Annotated in this window: 10 protein-coding genes and 3 pseudogenes; 7 read left to right on the top strand and 6 right to left on the bottom strand. The window is 66.9% G+C overall.

Annotation, left to right across the window (positions count from 1 at the left end):
• Positions 1 to 4 precede the first annotated feature (4 nt).
• The 3 genes from OO68_RS12625 to OO68_RS12635 form a co-directional block, all read right to left on the bottom strand.
• Entirely contained in the window at positions 5 to 820 is an 816-nt protein-coding gene (locus OO68_RS12625) for a hypothetical protein (RefSeq protein ID WP_033308389.1), read from the bottom strand.
• A 102-nt stretch (positions 821 to 922) separates the two neighbouring features.
• A complete protein-coding gene (locus tag OO68_RS12630) occupies positions 923 to 1582 on the bottom strand; it encodes a Crp/Fnr family transcriptional regulator (protein ID WP_106974325.1) in 660 nt (219 codons plus the stop codon).
• A gap of 42 nt (positions 1583 to 1624) precedes the next feature.
• Positions 1625 to 2116, bottom strand: coding sequence for a Pycsar system effector family protein (locus OO68_RS12635; RefSeq protein ID WP_157852705.1), 492 nt, complete (start codon positions 2114 to 2116; stop codon positions 1625 to 1627).
• 666 nt (positions 2117 to 2782) lie between these two features.
• Between OO68_RS12635 and OO68_RS12640 the strand changes: the two genes are divergently transcribed.
• The 5 genes and pseudogenes from OO68_RS12640 to OO68_RS47560 all read left to right on the top strand — a co-directional run.
• The gene (locus OO68_RS12640) at positions 2783 to 3256 is read left to right on the top strand and encodes a CU044_2847 family protein (protein ID WP_051814611.1); all 474 of its coding nucleotides are present in this window, start codon (positions 2783 to 2785) and stop codon (positions 3254 to 3256) included.
• Between the two features lie 15 nt (positions 3257 to 3271).
• The gene (locus OO68_RS12645) at positions 3272 to 5395 is read left to right on the top strand and encodes a VMAP-C domain-containing protein (RefSeq protein ID WP_033308392.1); all 2124 of its coding nucleotides are present in this window, start codon (positions 3272 to 3274) and stop codon (positions 5393 to 5395) included.
• A gap of 23 nt (positions 5396 to 5418) precedes the next feature.
• Complete coding sequence (locus OO68_RS12650; RefSeq protein WP_051814604.1) at positions 5419 to 6429, top strand: AAA family ATPase; 1011 nt, start codon at positions 5419 to 5421, stop codon at positions 6427 to 6429.
• Positions 6426 to 7865: pseudogene (locus OO68_RS48285) on the top strand (SAV_2336 N-terminal domain-related protein); the annotation flags it as partial. The gene OO68_RS12650 and the pseudogene OO68_RS48285, both read left to right, overlap by 4 nt.
• A gap of 198 nt (positions 7866 to 8063) precedes the next feature.
• Positions 8064 to 9923 (top strand): annotated as a pseudogene (locus tag OO68_RS47560) (DUF2075 domain-containing protein); the annotation flags it as partial.
• Between the two features lie 1551 nt (positions 9924 to 11474).
• On the opposite strand, the gene OO68_RS12660 reads toward OO68_RS47560, so the two are convergent.
• Positions 11475 to 11870 carry a hypothetical protein gene (locus OO68_RS12660; RefSeq protein WP_078625267.1) on the bottom strand — a complete coding sequence of 132 codons (396 nt, stop codon included), beginning with the start codon at positions 11868 to 11870 and terminating at the stop codon, positions 11475 to 11477.
• 177 nt (positions 11871 to 12047) lie between these two features.
• On the opposite strand from OO68_RS12660, the pseudogene OO68_RS42230 reads away from it, so the two are divergent.
• Positions 12048 to 12719 (top strand): annotated as a pseudogene (locus OO68_RS42230) (transposase); the annotation flags it as partial.
• 218 nt (positions 12720 to 12937) lie between these two features.
• On the opposite strand, the gene OO68_RS12670 reads toward OO68_RS42230, so the two are convergent.
• Complete coding sequence (locus OO68_RS12670; RefSeq protein WP_033308393.1) at positions 12938 to 13393, bottom strand: ArsI/CadI family heavy metal resistance metalloenzyme; 456 nt, start codon at positions 13391 to 13393, stop codon at positions 12938 to 12940.
• A gap of 32 nt (positions 13394 to 13425) precedes the next feature.
• Positions 13426 to 14790 (bottom strand): FAD-dependent oxidoreductase, encoded by a 1365-nt coding sequence (locus OO68_RS12675; protein WP_033308394.1) that lies wholly within the window; start codon positions 14788 to 14790, stop codon positions 13426 to 13428.
• A gap of 165 nt (positions 14791 to 14955) precedes the next feature.
• Here OO68_RS12675 and OO68_RS12680 point away from each other — a divergent pair, with 165 nt between their 5' ends.
• Positions 14956 to 15333 carry an ArsR/SmtB family transcription factor gene (locus OO68_RS12680; RefSeq protein WP_033308395.1) on the top strand — a complete coding sequence of 126 codons (378 nt, stop codon included), beginning with the start codon at positions 14956 to 14958 and terminating at the stop codon, positions 15331 to 15333.
• Positions 15334 to 15432 lie beyond the last annotated feature (99 nt).

Consider the following 15432-nt stretch of genomic DNA (forward strand, 5'->3'; position numbering starts at 1 on the left):
CGACTCACCGCTGGCGGCGATCGATTCGCAGGGTGTCGATGCTGTTGGCGATCGTGGGGTCGCTGACCTGACCGTGGAACTGGAACGTGCCGCCACTGCTGGCAACTGGTGTCACCGACGCGTCGCCCGGCTGCGCAGCGGAGGAGGGAGCAGCGGCCGGCGGTGCGGCGTCCGTGACATAGGGGCGTACGGCCGGCCCGGTCAGGCCCGGCACATGAATCCGGCAGGGCTGCTCGAAGCCGGGCTTGTCGCCGACGCGGGCAACCGCCTCAAGGAAGTGGTGTGGGCCCAAATCCTGCGTGCGTCCCGCGTGCACGGTGCGCTGGTAGACGATCTCGGAGAGCGCGGCAGCAAGGAAGCCGCCACTGTCCTTCGCGGCGGACAGCGCCTGGCGGTTCGCCTGACTGTCGAGCAGCCGGCTGGTGTCATTGATGGCGTCACCGCGGTGGTCGGGCAGGGACAGCGGGCCGATGTGCACACTGGCCCACAGCCGCAGGACGGGACTACTGGCCAGCCGCTGCCGCTCGTAGCGCATCAGAGCCGCATCGAGCCGGCCGAGCAGCGGGTCCACGAGACGTGCCAGCACCGAGGGCGGGAACAGCAGGATCGCCCCGTCGCCACTGTCCTTGTAGCCGCCGGGAAGTTCCTGTGGGTCGGGCAGCTGACATTCAGCGATCACAGTCGCCACGATGTCGTCCACGTCGCACCGGGCGGCAGCCATCTTCGCCTCGGGGATCTGGCTGTACTTCTCCATGTCGATCGCCACAAGGGCGAGTTCGGCGGGCACATCCAGGGGCTCTGCGTGCAGCGGCGCATCCATTGAGCACCGTCCTTTCAGCACAGGCGGTCAGGGAAGTGCCCATGCTGATCGGGCGAGACGGCCGCCGCTGCCCAGTAGTGGGCACGCCTGAAGTGCGGCCCGTCACGCCTGCGTACGCGCGTGCGACTGAATCGAATGGATGTCACGAACGAGGAGCCCACCACTGGAGGTGGTGCGGACCCAGTCCTGCTCACGCCAGGGCTTGAGCGCGTTGACCACCGCGTTGCGGGAAGCGCCAATCATCTGAGACAGCTCCGTCTGGGTCAGACGCACGGCAAGATCCGAAGCCGAAGCGGATGCGGCCTCGACCAGCCGCGACAGAGCCGATGCCAGACGCAGCGGCACAGACGCAGTGGCCAGTTCGAGCCGCACGGCCTCGGATTCCCTGACCCGGGCGATGGCATGGCGCAGGAGCGGGGCCAGCAGATCATGTTCCTCAACGAACGTGAGGAAAGCGGCAGCCGGGATGATGCGGATCTGACAGGACTCGGCGGCGATGACCGTGGCCGTGCGCGGCTGGGAGTCCAACACGGCCAGTTCACCGAGTAACTCACCGGCGCCGCGCACGGCAAGAAGCGTCCTTTCTCCGCAGACCCCGGCCAGGGTGATCAGCGTTGAACCGGACTCCAGCACGATCACGTGAGTTGCTGGATCTCCCTGCCGGAGCAGCACACTCCGAGCGGGCCTGACGCGCTGCGGTGCGAGCGCCTTCAGGCGTGCCCATAACTTGTCGCCGATCACCGTGGCATGCGGCTGATACATGCGTCCCCCTGCTGTGCGGCCCGACACACTTAGGTGATCGTCTCAACTAACCAGAATGTTGCTCAATAGACACATTCCAGCCATCAGGAGTGCTGCTAGGGCAAAGTCGACGGCCAGGCGGGCCGCTCGCAGCTTCCTGTCCGCCAGCCAGGCCAGCACTTGTAGTCGTCGGCCCTCGACATGCCGTTCAAGCTCCCCACGAGCAGCCGTACTCACACCGGCCCGGTCGTGTACGAGTGCCTCGCCCATTAATTCGGTATGCAGCCCCGCCCTTGGGACCACGGGCCGCAGCGCGAGCAGCGCAGCCCCTATCGCGGCCATCAGCAAGAGACACATCAGGACAAGGGAACACACCGCGATGGGGGGCATGCCGTGTGCACTCGACAGCACGGCAACCCCTGCAGCCAGCAGGCCACCGGCTATTCCGCACAACGCCGTTGCTTTTGTATCGGCCCTCTGCACCTCGACGAAGGCGCGTTCAGCGTGCCCTTGCAGCCGGTCCATCTCCGTCGGAATACTGCCTGGCTCGCGCATGTCGTCCCACACCCCTCCGCGCCCGTCGCCTGCTTGTCGTCGCAGTTGCCAGCCTGCTCTCAGCTGACGAGGATTGATGCCAACCGCAGGGCACGAGGAGGGGTAGGTTCCTCACTCCATGGCCTTCCGTGGGGCGTAGTCACGGGGATGTGGGTCGACGTCGGCGGGGCGGCGCAGCGCCTAGCGCTGGCTGAGCCTCGTTGGGCGGAGGCCAGCTCATGCCTCGGCCGTGACGCTCGTTTGACGCTCCGAGCGTCCGTGGGGTCGTTCGGCGGGGCTACAAATGGCGGCTGACCTGCGAATACGTCAGGTCCTCCCCCTTCTGATGTCTTTCCGATGACGCATCATGTGGAGTGCGTCGCGATTCTGGAGCCTGTTCGGTAGCGGGTTGACCTGGTGGTTTGAGCCCTCCGCTGCTGCTGGACCTATTTCTCAGGTATCCAACGAGTCGAGCTGATGGTCTGTCAGCGAAGGCGGTATGGCCTGCACGTTCACGCTGACCCGGTGATAGAGCCGATGCCGGTGTGAGCGTACGCCTCGAAGCTCTCGACGCTCGCTGTGATACGACGAACGTCGCTCAGACACGGTCTCCGCAGAGAGAACTGTGCTCTGCCGCTGGAGGCATCAAAGTCACGGTCGTCGGACGTCCATGCCATCATGGTGCCCATGGGGGACGTGAATCTGACCTTTGACGATGGCTCTGTGGTGCGTCTACACCTTGCACCGATAGTCAAAGAGCCTGCTGCACTCGGTGAGTTCAGCACCGGACAGGCCGAGCGGGATGAGTCTCTCGAGCTTCCGGCGGGTTTCGGCGCTGCGCAGCCCGTCAGCGTTCAGGGGCGTGTTGCGCAGGCAATCACCCGAGGAGGCGAAGCGCTCACGGAAGCGCTCCGTCCGCTGGGTGGCGTGCTGGACGGGATCCACCAGTCTCTCGCGGAGTCCGCTCAGCGGCCGGATGAGGTGACCGTGGAGTTCGGGGTGACCCTCGGCAGCGATCTGAGCCTGGGGGTTTTCTCGGGCAAGGGCGAGGCGAGCTTCACCGTTTCAGCCAGCTGGCACTTCACCAGCGGCGCACGGACTGAGACGTCCCCGGAGACACCGCTTCCCGTGCCCGGGGCGGCTGCTTCAATCGTTTCGTGACGGAAGCGACACGGCGTGCTTCCCTCCGTTCAGGATGACACGGCACTTCGCCGGTCGTTCATCTCTGTCCTCGGGCAGGACGGTTTCGTCGGCGCTGCCGTTCTGATCAGCGACTCGCTGGTCCTCACCTGTGCTCATGTCGTCAACACGGCACTGGGGCGAGACCACTTCGAGACCTCCACTCCCGGACCCGACAAGGTCGTCCGGTTGCGGATGCCTCATGTCGACCGCGATCGGGAACTGACAGGTCGTGTCGATCACACGATGTGGCGTCCGCCGAGGCCGTACGCGTCGGCGAACAGCGGCGCTTCCGCGGCCGGAAGGCTGCCGTACTTCGGTGATCTGGCGGTGCTCAGACTCGGGGAACCGGTTCCCGACGGCGCAGAGCCGGCACCATTTTTGCCACAACGGGACGGGCACGAGGTCACAGCGTTGTGGGCCAGTGGCAACCCGCTGACAGCTCTCCGGGCGCTGCCACGCGCTGTGGCCGACCCGTGGGTCGTATTCGACGTCGCGGCAGGCTCGCTGGTCGGCGGGTTCAGCGGCGGTCCGCTCTGGGACCGCGAGCGTGAGGCAGTGGTGGGGGTCGTCGTCGCCGCCCATGTGGCGTCGTCAAGTGAGCGTGCGGCGTCGGGGGCCGCTGGCCCGCTTTATGCGATCGGGCTGCCCACGATCGAGGCCGAGCTGCCTGACCTTCCGCCACTTGCCGTACCCATGGCCGGACATGGTCGGCAGCAGATGTTGGATGTCCTGGAACAGCTTCTGCCGGGCAGCGAGTCCGTCCGCAAATGCGAGGAGAGGCTGGCCGCCAAGCTCTCCCGGGAACCGGAAGGCCAAGCCGCGGACTGCTACAGGCTGCTCGCCCTCGCCTTGAGCGTGCGACGCGGGGTACCAGAACTCCTGGACGTCGTCCGGGACCACTTGGCGGATACCGATGCCGGTGAATGCCCGGCCAGAAGCCTGCTCTGGGACCGGCTGCTGCGTGTCGCCCGCGTGGTGAGCGAGCGGGAGATACTGACCGCGCAACAGCGACGTGACCTGGTCGGTCTACTGGCCTACTGCCACGCCGATCCCACGGATCTGCTGCACTCAGTGCTTCCATACGCCGACGAGTGGCCGCGGGTATCCGGACTCGTCGATGTCACTGACCTACTGGAGGGATACGACCCGGCTGCGGATCGGTTGATGCCTCCTCTGCTTCAGGCAGTCGTCAGGATCGCCCTCACGGAGGGTTCTGCGGGGAACTCCGTGGCGCAAGACCTGGATGCCTGGGTGACGAGGGTGGCACGTCGGCTCGGAGTACCCGAAGCCGCGGTTGACCAGTTTCGCGAGGCCATCCGTCCGGCTCCTCGTGACAGTCGGTCCGCTGTCGTGGGCCCCCGTGTCCAGGTTGAGCTGCTGCCCCTTGCTCCCGGCCATCGCTTCACTTACCAGATCTGGGTCTGGAACGGTGAAGGGCGTCACGAGGTGGTTCTGGTACAGGACTCCGAGGTCTCCAGCGAGCAAGTGGTCGAGGGGATCAGGGGAGTGCTCCGCGATGAGGTACAAGAACACGCGGACCAAGCCCTGGTGGAGTTCTTTGTGGCACCCGCTTGGCTGCGCCTCGACGTCGACACCTGGAAATTGGCGGGGAGCGAGGAGGACAGTGCCTTCCTGCTCGGCATCAGCCGCAGGGTCGTTCTGCGCAGTTCCAGCCGGACACGTGAGACCTACGCCGGCTGGAGGCGGCGTACCAAAGCCCTTCCGTCCTCTCAGCCCCTCGTCCTCGACCACCACTCGACGGACCCCACGGTTGCCCAGGCACGGCTCGAAGCGACTCCGGACGCGGGCGTAGTCATCATGTGTTGCGAGCAACAGCATCACAACCGAGTGCTCCGACAATGCCTCCAAGCCGGCGTGCACACCGTTCTGTGGCACCGGCAAAGCCACGACACGGAGACGGCCAAGAGGCTGCTCGACCTGGTGCAAGGGATCGGGCACGCCGACCTTCCGGAGACGGTACGTCGTGAACGGGCCAGAGCATTGGCGGACCCCGACTGTCTGACGCATCACGGTCGCCGTTTGTCGCTTCTCTACGACGGGCCGGATCACAGGCCGCCGCCGCTCGCCCCCGATGCTTGGGCACTCACTCAACCCTGAACCACTCGTCAAGGAGAGCGACTGTGTCGCACAACGCAGCATCCGGCCAAGGCCCCGGCGAGGCAGCCGAAGACTGGTGGGTGTTCCGCGGCCCGGCCGACCTGCCCCCACCACCCCCCTGGCGGAGTCTCGCGGGTTCGGCGCGGACTCCGGCGGCTCAGCAGTATCTGTTGAGCCCGCAGCACGTGGCAGTCGTCAACGCCGCGCTGCACCTGCGTCGTCCGCTTCTGGTCACCGGGCGTCCCGGGACAGGCAAGAGCTCTCTCGCACATGCCATCGCTGACGACCTGGGATTGGGCAACGTACTTCGCTGGCCGGTCAACAGCCGGTCGACACTGGAGGATGCCCTCTACCGCTACGACGCGGTGGGCCGACTGCGGGAGGTCTCGCTGGAACGCGAGAGGCACACCGCGCGCGGCGCGCCGAGGAAGCTGCGGCACCGTGCTCGGGGTCGCCAGTCGGATATCGGGGACTACCTGCGGCTCGGCCCGCTGGGTACGGCTCTCGCCGCTCCGGACCGCCCGCGGGTTCTGCTCATTGATGAGCTCGACAAAGCCGACATCGATCTTCCCAATGATCTCCTGGTGGTGCTGGAGGAAGCAGAGTTCGAGATTCCCGAACTCGCAAGGCTCCCCGAGGACCAGCAGACCGTGAACGTTCTCGTCACCGGAAGCAGGCAGCGCGTCCAGGTGCACCGGGGAACGGTGTCGTGTCGGCACTTTCCTATCGTCGTCATGACCAGTAATGGAGAGCGGGATTTCCCGCCGGCCTTCCTCCGTCGTTGCGTACGCCTCGACCTGCAGGATCCGGACGAGCAGAAACTCCGTGACATCATTGAACTCCATCTGGGTGAAGAGGCGCTTGCCGAAGCCGAAGACCTCATCCAGAACTTCCTGCAGAGGGCGGCCACACAGACCCTTGCCACCGATCAACTTCTGGCCGCCGTACACCTCCGCGTCACGGGAGCCGATCTGAGTCGCGAGCAACTGATCAACACCGTCATGCACCGTCTTGACGAGGTCTTCCCGGGATGATTGACCGTCTACGACGGATCCTGGACGGCTTCGGTCACCCACTCGGCGGTGAGGAGTTGCTGGACGTCCTCCTGCTGGCCCGCGCCATGGCAGCGAGCAGGAAGGACGTCCTCGACACGACAGGAACGGGGGCGGGGAAGGAGGCCGATCTCCAGGCCGACGACTCCTTAGGGCCCGCCTCGGATGCCGAACAGATGGCCGACCCGGCGGATTCGTCCGGCACCGGCACGGAAGGTGCGGAGAAGCAGCAGCCGGAAACGCCCTCACCGGGCAAGCGCCGCATGCTCTTTCCTGATACGCGATCACATGACCCGTCGACCGGCTCAGCCGCTCACTCGCTGAGAATCCCGGGGCCTCGTTCCCTGCAAGGTGCGAACCACGTGATCCGGTCACTGCGCCCGCTGCGTGAACACCGGGAGCACCCGCGTCATACGGTCGTCGATGTGGAGGCCACAGTCCGGCTCGCAGCGGAATCGGACACCTTCGATGTGGTGCTCCGCCCCACCCGTGAGCTGCGGAACACCGCTGTCCTTCTGATCGACGACTCCCCCTCCATGCGAGTTTGGCGATCGCTGCTGCCGGAAGTCGGCCGTCTACTGGAGCGCAGTGGGGTCTTCCGCACGGTTGAGATCCGTAAGGTCACGCCGGATGAGTTGATCCGGCGGCATCGTGTGCGGAGCGTCGGCCCGTCCGTCACCTTCCTGTTGACGGACGGTGTTCATAAGGCCTGGACGAGCTCGGCCATGGCCGACGCCGTCGCAGCCCTGGGGGCACGGGGGCCGGTCACCGTCCTGACACCCCTGCCCCAGCGACTCTGGCGCGCCACAGGGTTCCAGCCGCTGCCGCACCTCCTCAGGGCAACGCAGCGATTCCCGGCGCTCCGCGAGCTGTCCATGCTCGACCCCTTGACGGGGGAGCGCCTGGAACTCGGACCCGGCCGTGTGCCGCTGCCGGTCGTAGCACTGTCACCGTCCTCGCTCGCCTCGTGGGCGCAGCTGATGGCTCGGCCCACCGGTTCACAACTGATCGAAACCGCCGTGCTGGGGTCTCCGGGAGCCGTTCTGCCGGAAGAAGCGGTGACCGCTGCCGAAAGTGTGCCGCCGGACAAGCTGATCGCCGCGTTCCGGGGCGCCTTCTCCCCACAGGCCTACAGCCTCGCGGTCAGGCTCTCCGCCATCACGCCGCTCAGCCCGCTCCTGATGCAGCTCGTCCGCACCGCCACCCTGCCCGAGGCCACTTCAACGCATGTGGCGGAGGTGCTGCTCGGGGGTTTGCTCCAGCGCCGGGACGACATGGCCGACGCGCAGGAGCTTCCGGAGACGCTACGCGGGCACGACCTCTACACGTTCCGCCCCGGTGTGCGTGAGCTTCTGGCCACCGGGCTGAGCCGGGCGCAGACCCACGAGGTGACAGAGGCAGTGGGCCGTGCCCTCGCTCCCTATCTCGGCCGACTGCCGGACTTCTCAGTCCTGGTGCCGGATGCGGCGGGCACCCACACGATCTCGCAGGAGGCGTTGCCCTTCGCAGCGCTGGCAGACCCCCGTACCGACAGTGCGTCGAGTCCTACGGCATCGAACGCAGCTGACGCGGATAACCGTGCCGGGGAGACCTCAGCCGCGCTTGGCGGGGCCGCGCTGTTCCGGGCACCCGCTCGGGTCGTCGCGGCTGACGTTCTGAGGGGGTCGCTGATCCAGCTCCTCGTCGAACAGCACGTGAGTGCCTTGGGGAGGCAGCCGACTGTCGCTCAGGTCCGCGCGTGGGAACAAGACCTCCCGGAGCTGGCAGCTGCGCTCATGGACGTGGGTCTCGGCGACGTCGAGATGCTGATCGACTACGCGCTTCCGATGAGCAGCTTCCGTGTCTCCGTGATCCTGGCAGGCCTGGACCCCGCCCACTTGGCTCCCTCCTATGTGCTCGTCGATCTCAAACGGTGGACCCAGGCCACTCCGGATGAGGACGATCCGACCCTGTGTTATAGGGATGCCACCTCACGCCCCGTCCTTAATCCCGTCGAGCGGGTACGGCGCTACCGCGAGTACCTGATCCGGGTCATCAGCACGGAGCCCCGGCACCCGGAACGTGTCAGTGGCGTCGTCTACCTGCCCGACGCCACCGAAGCGGGGGTGAGCAGGTTGCGTGAGATCGAACATGACGACCGGGTCCACTTGTTCACCGGTGAAAGGCGCAGGGAGTTCCTCGACCAGCTGCGTATGAGGTTCAGCGACAGCCACCCAGGAGAGCGAGCGGCCGAGGCACTCCTCCAGGCCACGTCCGTCCGCTCCGGCCGACTCATGGCCGTAGCAGCCCAAGAGGTGCGGGAGCGGCAACAGTTTGTGCTGCTGGACGAGCAGCAGGTCGCGTACCGCTTGGTGCTCAACGCGGTGGAGAAGGCGAAGCACGCCGATCGCAAGGAAGTCGTCGTCGTCACGGGCGGCCCCGGCACCGGCAAGAGTGTGATTGCTCTCCAGTTGCTCGGCGAGCTGTATCGGCGCGGTGTGCCGGTGTTGCACGCCACCGGGTCGCAGTCGTTCACCAAGACGCTGCGGAAGGTTGCTGGGGCCCGGAAACGGGAGGTCCAGGACCTGTTCAAGTACTTCAACAGCTTCATGACCGCCGAGAAGAACACTGTGGGCGTCCTGATCTGCGACGAGGCCCACCGTATTCGGGAGACCTCGGCCAACCGTTACACCAGTGCCGGGCACCGGACCGGCAGGCCCCAGATCGACGAACTCATCGATGTCGCCCGTGTGCCCGTCTTCTTCCTCGACGAGCATCAGGCTGTGCGTCCGGGCGAGATGGGAACCGTCGCCGAGATCACGGCGGCGGCCAAGAGGAAGGGCCTGTCTGTCCGTGTGGTGCCGCTGGAGGGGCAGTTCCGTTGCGGCGGCAGCGCCGCCTATCTGAACTGGGTCGTGGCGCTTCTGGGGTTGGAGCCGGGCGGTCCTGTGCACTGGGAGCCGGATGGCCGGATGCACCTTTTCGTCGCTGAGAGCCCGGAGGAGATGGAGGATTTCCTCGCGGCTCGCCGCTCCGAGGGATACAGCGCCCGCATGAGCGCGGGCTACTGCTGGGATTGGTCGTCTGAGCCCAAGCCGGGGGACCCGCTTGCCTTGGACGTGGTGATCGGTGACTGGGCTCGTCCATGGAACCTCAGGGGCGATCGCTCTGTTTCCGGGGCACCGCCTGCCGCGCTGTGGGCCACCGATCCGGTCGGCTTCGGACAGGTGGGCAGCATCTACACGGCGCAGGGCTTCGAGTACGACTGGAGTGGAGTCGTCCTCGGCCCCGACATGGTGTGGCGGGGGAGCCGTTTTGTCACGGACCGCACGTCGTCCAAGGACCCGGTATTCACCCGGTCCGTTTCGGACGCTGATACGGACCGGCTGATCCGCACCGCTTACAAGGTTCTGCTCACGCGCGGCTTGATAGGGACGGTCATCTACTCGACGGACGCTGAGACTCGCGCGCAGTTGCTCGAGCTGGGTGCACAGCCGTTGAATGAACATTCCAGTCGACCAGAGGAATCGGCCATCGCCGCCCTCGCGAATTGGCCGCACCGGCTCGCTGACCTCGGTCCTCGCATCACCGCCGGCTTCCATGAGAAAAAGGGCATTGCAGCGGGCTTCTTCGCGTGGAACCCCGGGCCGGTCGAGGGTTGGCAGGACGTCATCCTTCAGGGCTCGTTCATCAGCATGGCCACGCCGTTCCACAGGCAGCCGCCCGGGGGTGGAGCAAGAGGCGTGCGTGAGAACGAGAGCTGGAATCATCTGAGCCTTGCGGCGGACGCCGTGCCGCGCACGAACTACCGCCCTACCGGGTCCGCTGCGAGTCGTCTCGGCGCCCAGGACCGTTGGGTGGACTACGACCGGCTCCATCAGCTCCGGGGTGATTCGGCAGCTGTCCTGGCAGCGCACGCCGATGTCAGCGCGACTGATCCCGAATCTCAGGGAGGAGAGCGCGACAAGGCCGTCGAAGCTGTGCTCTTGGCGGCGAGCACGCGGCCGTGCTCGGAGTTCTATCGGGTGGCATGGCGAGCATTGGTCGCCTCCGACACGGAGCGGAGTCTGCATGCCGCGCTCGTGCCGCCAGGGGCGAACCACCTTCACACGCTGCGCACCTGTGCACTCAGGTCGCCGCGGCTCACGGTACTTACAGCCGGGTTCTTCGCCTCTCTTCCCCTGGACTACCACCTCCGCAGATCAGGCCGCGCCCACCTCGACGCCTCCGACGTCATGGACATGCCTGTGCCCTCACCGGGGCACCCCTTGGAATCAGCGCTTCTCCTGCGCACACTCCGGCTGAACTGCCAAACCAATGCCTATGCTCCCCTCTGGCAAGAGCTGTACGACCCCTCCTGGCGCCAGGATGGCTGGGCCGCCTCAGCTGTCTGGCCCAAGTCGATGCCTCCACTGACCGACGGTGTGGGCCCCACCTGGAACGGCGACACCCCACTCCGTACGGAGTTCGCCCGCCGGGCAGCCCTTGTCGAAGTTGATGCCCTCGTCGCAGTCTGGCTGGGTATCAGCGCGGACGAGGTCGTGGCCATGTATGACTCCAAGTTCCCCGTTCTCCAGCGAAACGAGGAGAGCATGTGGTTCGACGCAATCGGTCGCCGTATCGCCAAGCAGCGCCACCAGCACGGATTTGACCAGCCCAAGGACGCCTGGAGGCAACTGAGTTCACATGAGGGATTTCCGAGCGAATGCAATATTCCTGACGGATACGCCGGCCCTCTCTACCGAGCACACCGCAAGGACGAGATACGGGCAGCGCACGCGGAGTTCAGCCGCCGTCTGAATGAGATCGGTCGAAGTTCGGGTGAAACCCGGCACCTAGATGATCCACAAACTACTCGCTTCACGTCCGCGGAGTGAAAGCTGCCTGGTTGGCTCAGGGACTATTCCCTGGAGCCCATCGGGCGCCCTGCGGCGAACCAGTAAACTGATCCGGAGCGATGAGATCGATCCACTGAGCATTTTCAGCGTGACCACCTATCAGGTGACAGCTCCGGCGCCTCTGGCGTCAAGCACTTGCCGGGGAGGCGGTCAGTTGAAAGCATCGGTCATGCAGTCCACCCGGCAGTCGGCAGCCTCATAGCGCTGGCGGAGGGCGGCAGCTGCTTCTTCGCGCTCCACCAAGAGATACCCGTAGTGCTGGCGCGCCACCCTGGTCACGTCTCCGACCGTGACGATGGCCGGTTCGCCGTGTGCGGCCCGTCGACGCGCTCCGGCGATTGCCATGTCCGCAGAGCGCAGCAGGTTTCTCGAACGATCCCGGATCACGGCTGCCTGGGCGCGTTTCGCAGAGAGGGGACGCAGGACACGTCCTCTCCAGACGTAGCCGACGGCGACAAGGATGAGACCGAGCGCTACGAACAGGAGTCCGCCTGGGGTGTGAGGCCGCATCTCTTCAGTCTTCACCACTCGCGTGGTGATCGTCATGCTCGCGTCGGCAGCAGATGTCGGAGCGACTTGGTGACAGTGAGCCCTTGCGCAACGCACGAGGCTCCCCTGCCGTTGAGGGAGGTGTTCGAAGTCGCAACCCACACGCCCAGGAGCCGCGTCGGTTCCGTATTCTGCGCACTCGACCTGCCTCACGCCCTGGTCGAGCGGGTCACCATGCTCATCGTCACCCGCGAGGGTGACCGCCGCTGCAAGCTCCACCGCACAGCGTGCCCTGGTCGGCCTGGTGCACCTGCGCCGGCACGACACTCTCGCCCAGCTCGCTGCCGGGTTCGGCCTCTCCGTCGGCACCGCCCACGCCTACACGACAGCCGTCGTCGACCTGCTCGCCGACCGGGCTCCCGGCCTGCTGCGTGCTTTGCGCGAGACGGACCCGGACTACGTCCTGCTCCACGGCACCCTTGCCGAGTGACAGCCGGGCCGACTACTCCCACAAGCACCGGCGACACGGGGTGAACGTGCAGGTGGGGACCGCCCCGCCGGGCGGCTGCTGTGGATCTCGCCGACGATGCCCTGCCGCGCGCACGATCTCACTGCGGCCTGCGCCCACCGGATCATCCGGATCTGTGAACGCCAGGGCGTCCCGATCCTCACCGACCGCGCCTGCACGGGAGCCGGCCCATGGGTGACAACACCCCTCAGACGGCCGCCGGGCCGTGACCTCACACCGACCCAGCAAACCATCAGCCGAGCGCTGGCAGGGCACGGGCACCGGTCGAACGCGGCGTTGCACGACTGAAGTCCTGGCGGACCTTCCGCAAGTCCCGGGGCAGTCCGAATCGAATGTCGTCAATCTCCGCGGCCGTGCTCACTCTGGAGCGGCAACGCTGCAAGACCTCACTGACAAGGGCGCGATTCGAGAAGGATAACGCTCGGTTGACGCTCTGAGCGCCTGGAAGATGAAGTCCAGACCGCCGCACACATGTGGCTCGGTACGTCTCCCGATCTTTGTGGGGCGACATCTTTGCGATGACGCACCGTATTGAGTGCGTTGCCATCCTCGAACCGGCCGCCAAGGCCTCCTGACCGGCGGTGTCGGCGGACGATCAGCAGCAGCCGCCGGCGGCGGGTTCCCTGACGTCGGCCGTTGCCGGGTCGGTGCAGCAGGGGCTGCCTTGCTGCTTGGCCAGGGCGCCGGCGTCCGCCTTGACCACGTACACCTCCCAGGGTTCCCGGCCGGGGCCGTGTACCCAGACCTTGTCCTGAAGGGCATAGCAACAGGTGGTGTCGTCCTCCTCGGTGGTGGCCAGGCCGGCCTCGCTCAGGCGGGTGGTGGCGGCGTGGACGGCCTCGGTCGAATCGACTTCGACGCCGAGGTGGTCCAGGCGGGTGTCAGCGTCTGCCTTGCCCTCGATCAGCACGAGCTTGAGCGGGGGCTCGACGATGGCGAAGTTGGCGTATCCGTCACGGAGTTTGGCGGGCTCGGTGCCGAACAGCTTGCTGTAGAAGGCGATGGACGCGTCGAGGTCCGCGACGCGGAGGGCCAGTTGAACGCGGGACATGGTGTACCTCCTGCTCGATGGGTGGTTGTGGGTCAGCAACTGCTGGAGGTGGTTGCGCGTCCGGTGCCGATCTGCAGGGTCGCCGGGGCGCCGCAGCATCCGCCGCCCTGGCCGTTCTGGGCCGTGTCGGGTTCGTCGTACAGGCCGGCGCCGCCGCACACGCCGGTCTCCGGCAGGGTCAGCTCGACGCGTTCGGCGGCCTCGCGGTCGCCGGCGATCGCGGCGCTGATGGAGCGGACCTGCTCGTAGCCGGTCATGGCCAGGAACGTGGGGGCGCGGCCGTAGGACTTCATGCCGACCAGGTAGACGCCCTGCTCCGGGTGGGAGAGCTCGTTCACGCCGTGCGGGTAGACGGTGCCGCAGGAGTGCACGTTCGGGTCGATCAGGGGAGCCAGGGCGGTGGGCGCCTGTAGACGCTCGTCCAGTCCGAGACGGACCTCGGAAAGGAAGGACAGGTCGGGGCGGAAGCCGGTCAGCACGATGACCTCGTCGACCGGGTCCAGACGGCGGCCGTCCTCGGCGACCAGGACCAACTGGTTACCGTCGCGGTCCACAGAGGCTGTTCGGAAGCCGGTGACCGCGCTCGCGTGGCCGTCTTCCACTGCGGCCTTGGCGCGCAGGCCCAGGGCGCCACGTGCGGGCAGCTCGTCGGCCTCGCCGCCGCCGAAGGTGTCGGCGCCGATGCCGCGTCGCAGGATCCACGTTGTATGCGTGCCCTGTTCCTCCTTGGCCAGGCCGGCGAGGGAGGCCAGCGCGGTGAAGGCCGAGGCGCCGGAGCCGATGACCGCGGTGCGCCTGCCCGCGTGGCGGGCACGGACGGCCGGGTCCTTGAGGTCCGGGACGCGGTAGGAGACGTGGTCGGTGGCGGTCTTCTCGCCGAGGGCGGGCAGGCCGTCGGCGCCCATCGGACCGGGGGTGGACCAGGTGCCGGACGCATCGATCACGGCGCGGGCCGTGATCCGCTCCTCGTGGCCGTCCGCCCCCAGGACATGGATGGTGAAGGGCTGCTCGTCGCGATCGGCGTCGACGATGCGGTCGCGGCCCGCGCGGGCGACACCGGTCACTCTGACGCCGTAGCGAACCTTGTCGCCGAGGGCGGCGGCGAGCGGTTGCAGGTACTGCTCGGCCCAGTCGCCGCCGGTCGGGTAGGCGGAGCCGTCGGGGCGCACCCAGCCGGTGGGGGCGAGGAGCTTCTCGGCGGCCGGGTCGGTGACCTCGGCCCAGGGTGAGAACAGCCGCACGTGTGCCCAGTCGCGCACGGCGGTGCCCGCGGACGGTCCGGCTTCGAGAACCAGGGGTTCGATGCCGCGTTCGACGAGGTGGGCGGCGGCGGCCAGGCCGATCGGACCGGCACCGATGACCGCGACGGGCAGCCGGCCGGAGTTGGACGCGTTCACGAGACTCCCCTTTGTTTCGACAAGTGTCGATGGCTTACGCAGCCAGCATGGCAGCTGCTTCGATGAACGTCAACATAGACATCTATCGAATCAAGGGGCCATGCCGGTTTTCGCTGGACGGAGGCGTCGTTCGCCCACTGGTTCGATGTATGTCAACATAGATGCATGTCGAATACGAGCGTGCTGCCGCTGATCGAGGCCGAAGGTTCCGAGGCTGTGGCGCCGTGCTGCCCGCCGCTCACCGAGCGCCCGTTCACCGCCGAGGAGGCCGAGACGGCCGCGCGGATGTTCAAGGCGCTCGGCGACCCGGTGCGGCTGCGGCTGTTCTCGGCGGTGGCCTCGCATGCGGCCGGTGAGGCGTGCGTCTGCGACATCTCCGACGTGGGCGTATCCCAGCCGACGGTGTCCCACCACTTGAAGAAGCTCAAGGAAGCCGGGCTGCTGGCCTCCGAGCGGCGCGGCACCTGGGTGTACTACCGGGTGGAGCCCTCGGTGCTGGCGGCCATGGGCAAGCTGCTCACCATGGCTCCGGCTACTGCCTGACCGTCCCTGCGTCTCGGGCTGGGCAGGCCGGACGGTGCGGGTCTGGATGCCCGATTCCGCCCGGGTCCGCTTGGAGATGCCGCCGTCGGTGGCGCAGAC

This window comes from Streptomyces iakyrus (assembly GCF_000717055.1).
GTDB lineage: Bacteria > Actinomycetota > Actinomycetes > Streptomycetales > Streptomycetaceae > Streptomyces > Streptomyces iakyrus.

Excerpts from the sequence above, each read along its gene's own strand:
- OO68_RS12640 (WP_051814611.1), top strand. The coding sequence starts at position 2,783 with ATGGGGGACGTGAATCTGACCTTTGACGATGGCTCTGTGGTGCGTCTA.
- OO68_RS12660 (WP_078625267.1), bottom strand. The coding sequence starts at position 11,870 with ATGACGATCACCACGCGAGTGGTGAAGACTGAAGAGATGCGGCCTCAC.
- OO68_RS12635 (WP_157852705.1), bottom strand. The coding sequence starts at position 2,116 with ATGCGCGAGCCAGGCAGTATTCCGACGGAGATGGACCGGCTGCAAGGG.
- OO68_RS12625 (WP_033308389.1), bottom strand. The coding sequence starts at position 820 with ATGGATGCGCCGCTGCACGCAGAGCCCCTGGATGTGCCCGCCGAACTC.
- OO68_RS12670 (WP_033308393.1), bottom strand. The coding sequence starts at position 13,393 with ATGTCCCGCGTTCAACTGGCCCTCCGCGTCGCGGACCTCGACGCGTCC.
- OO68_RS12680 (WP_033308395.1), top strand. The coding sequence starts at position 14,956 with ATGTCGAATACGAGCGTGCTGCCGCTGATCGAGGCCGAAGGTTCCGAG.
- OO68_RS12630 (WP_106974325.1), bottom strand. The coding sequence starts at position 1,582 with ATGTATCAGCCGCATGCCACGGTGATCGGCGACAAGTTATGGGCACGC.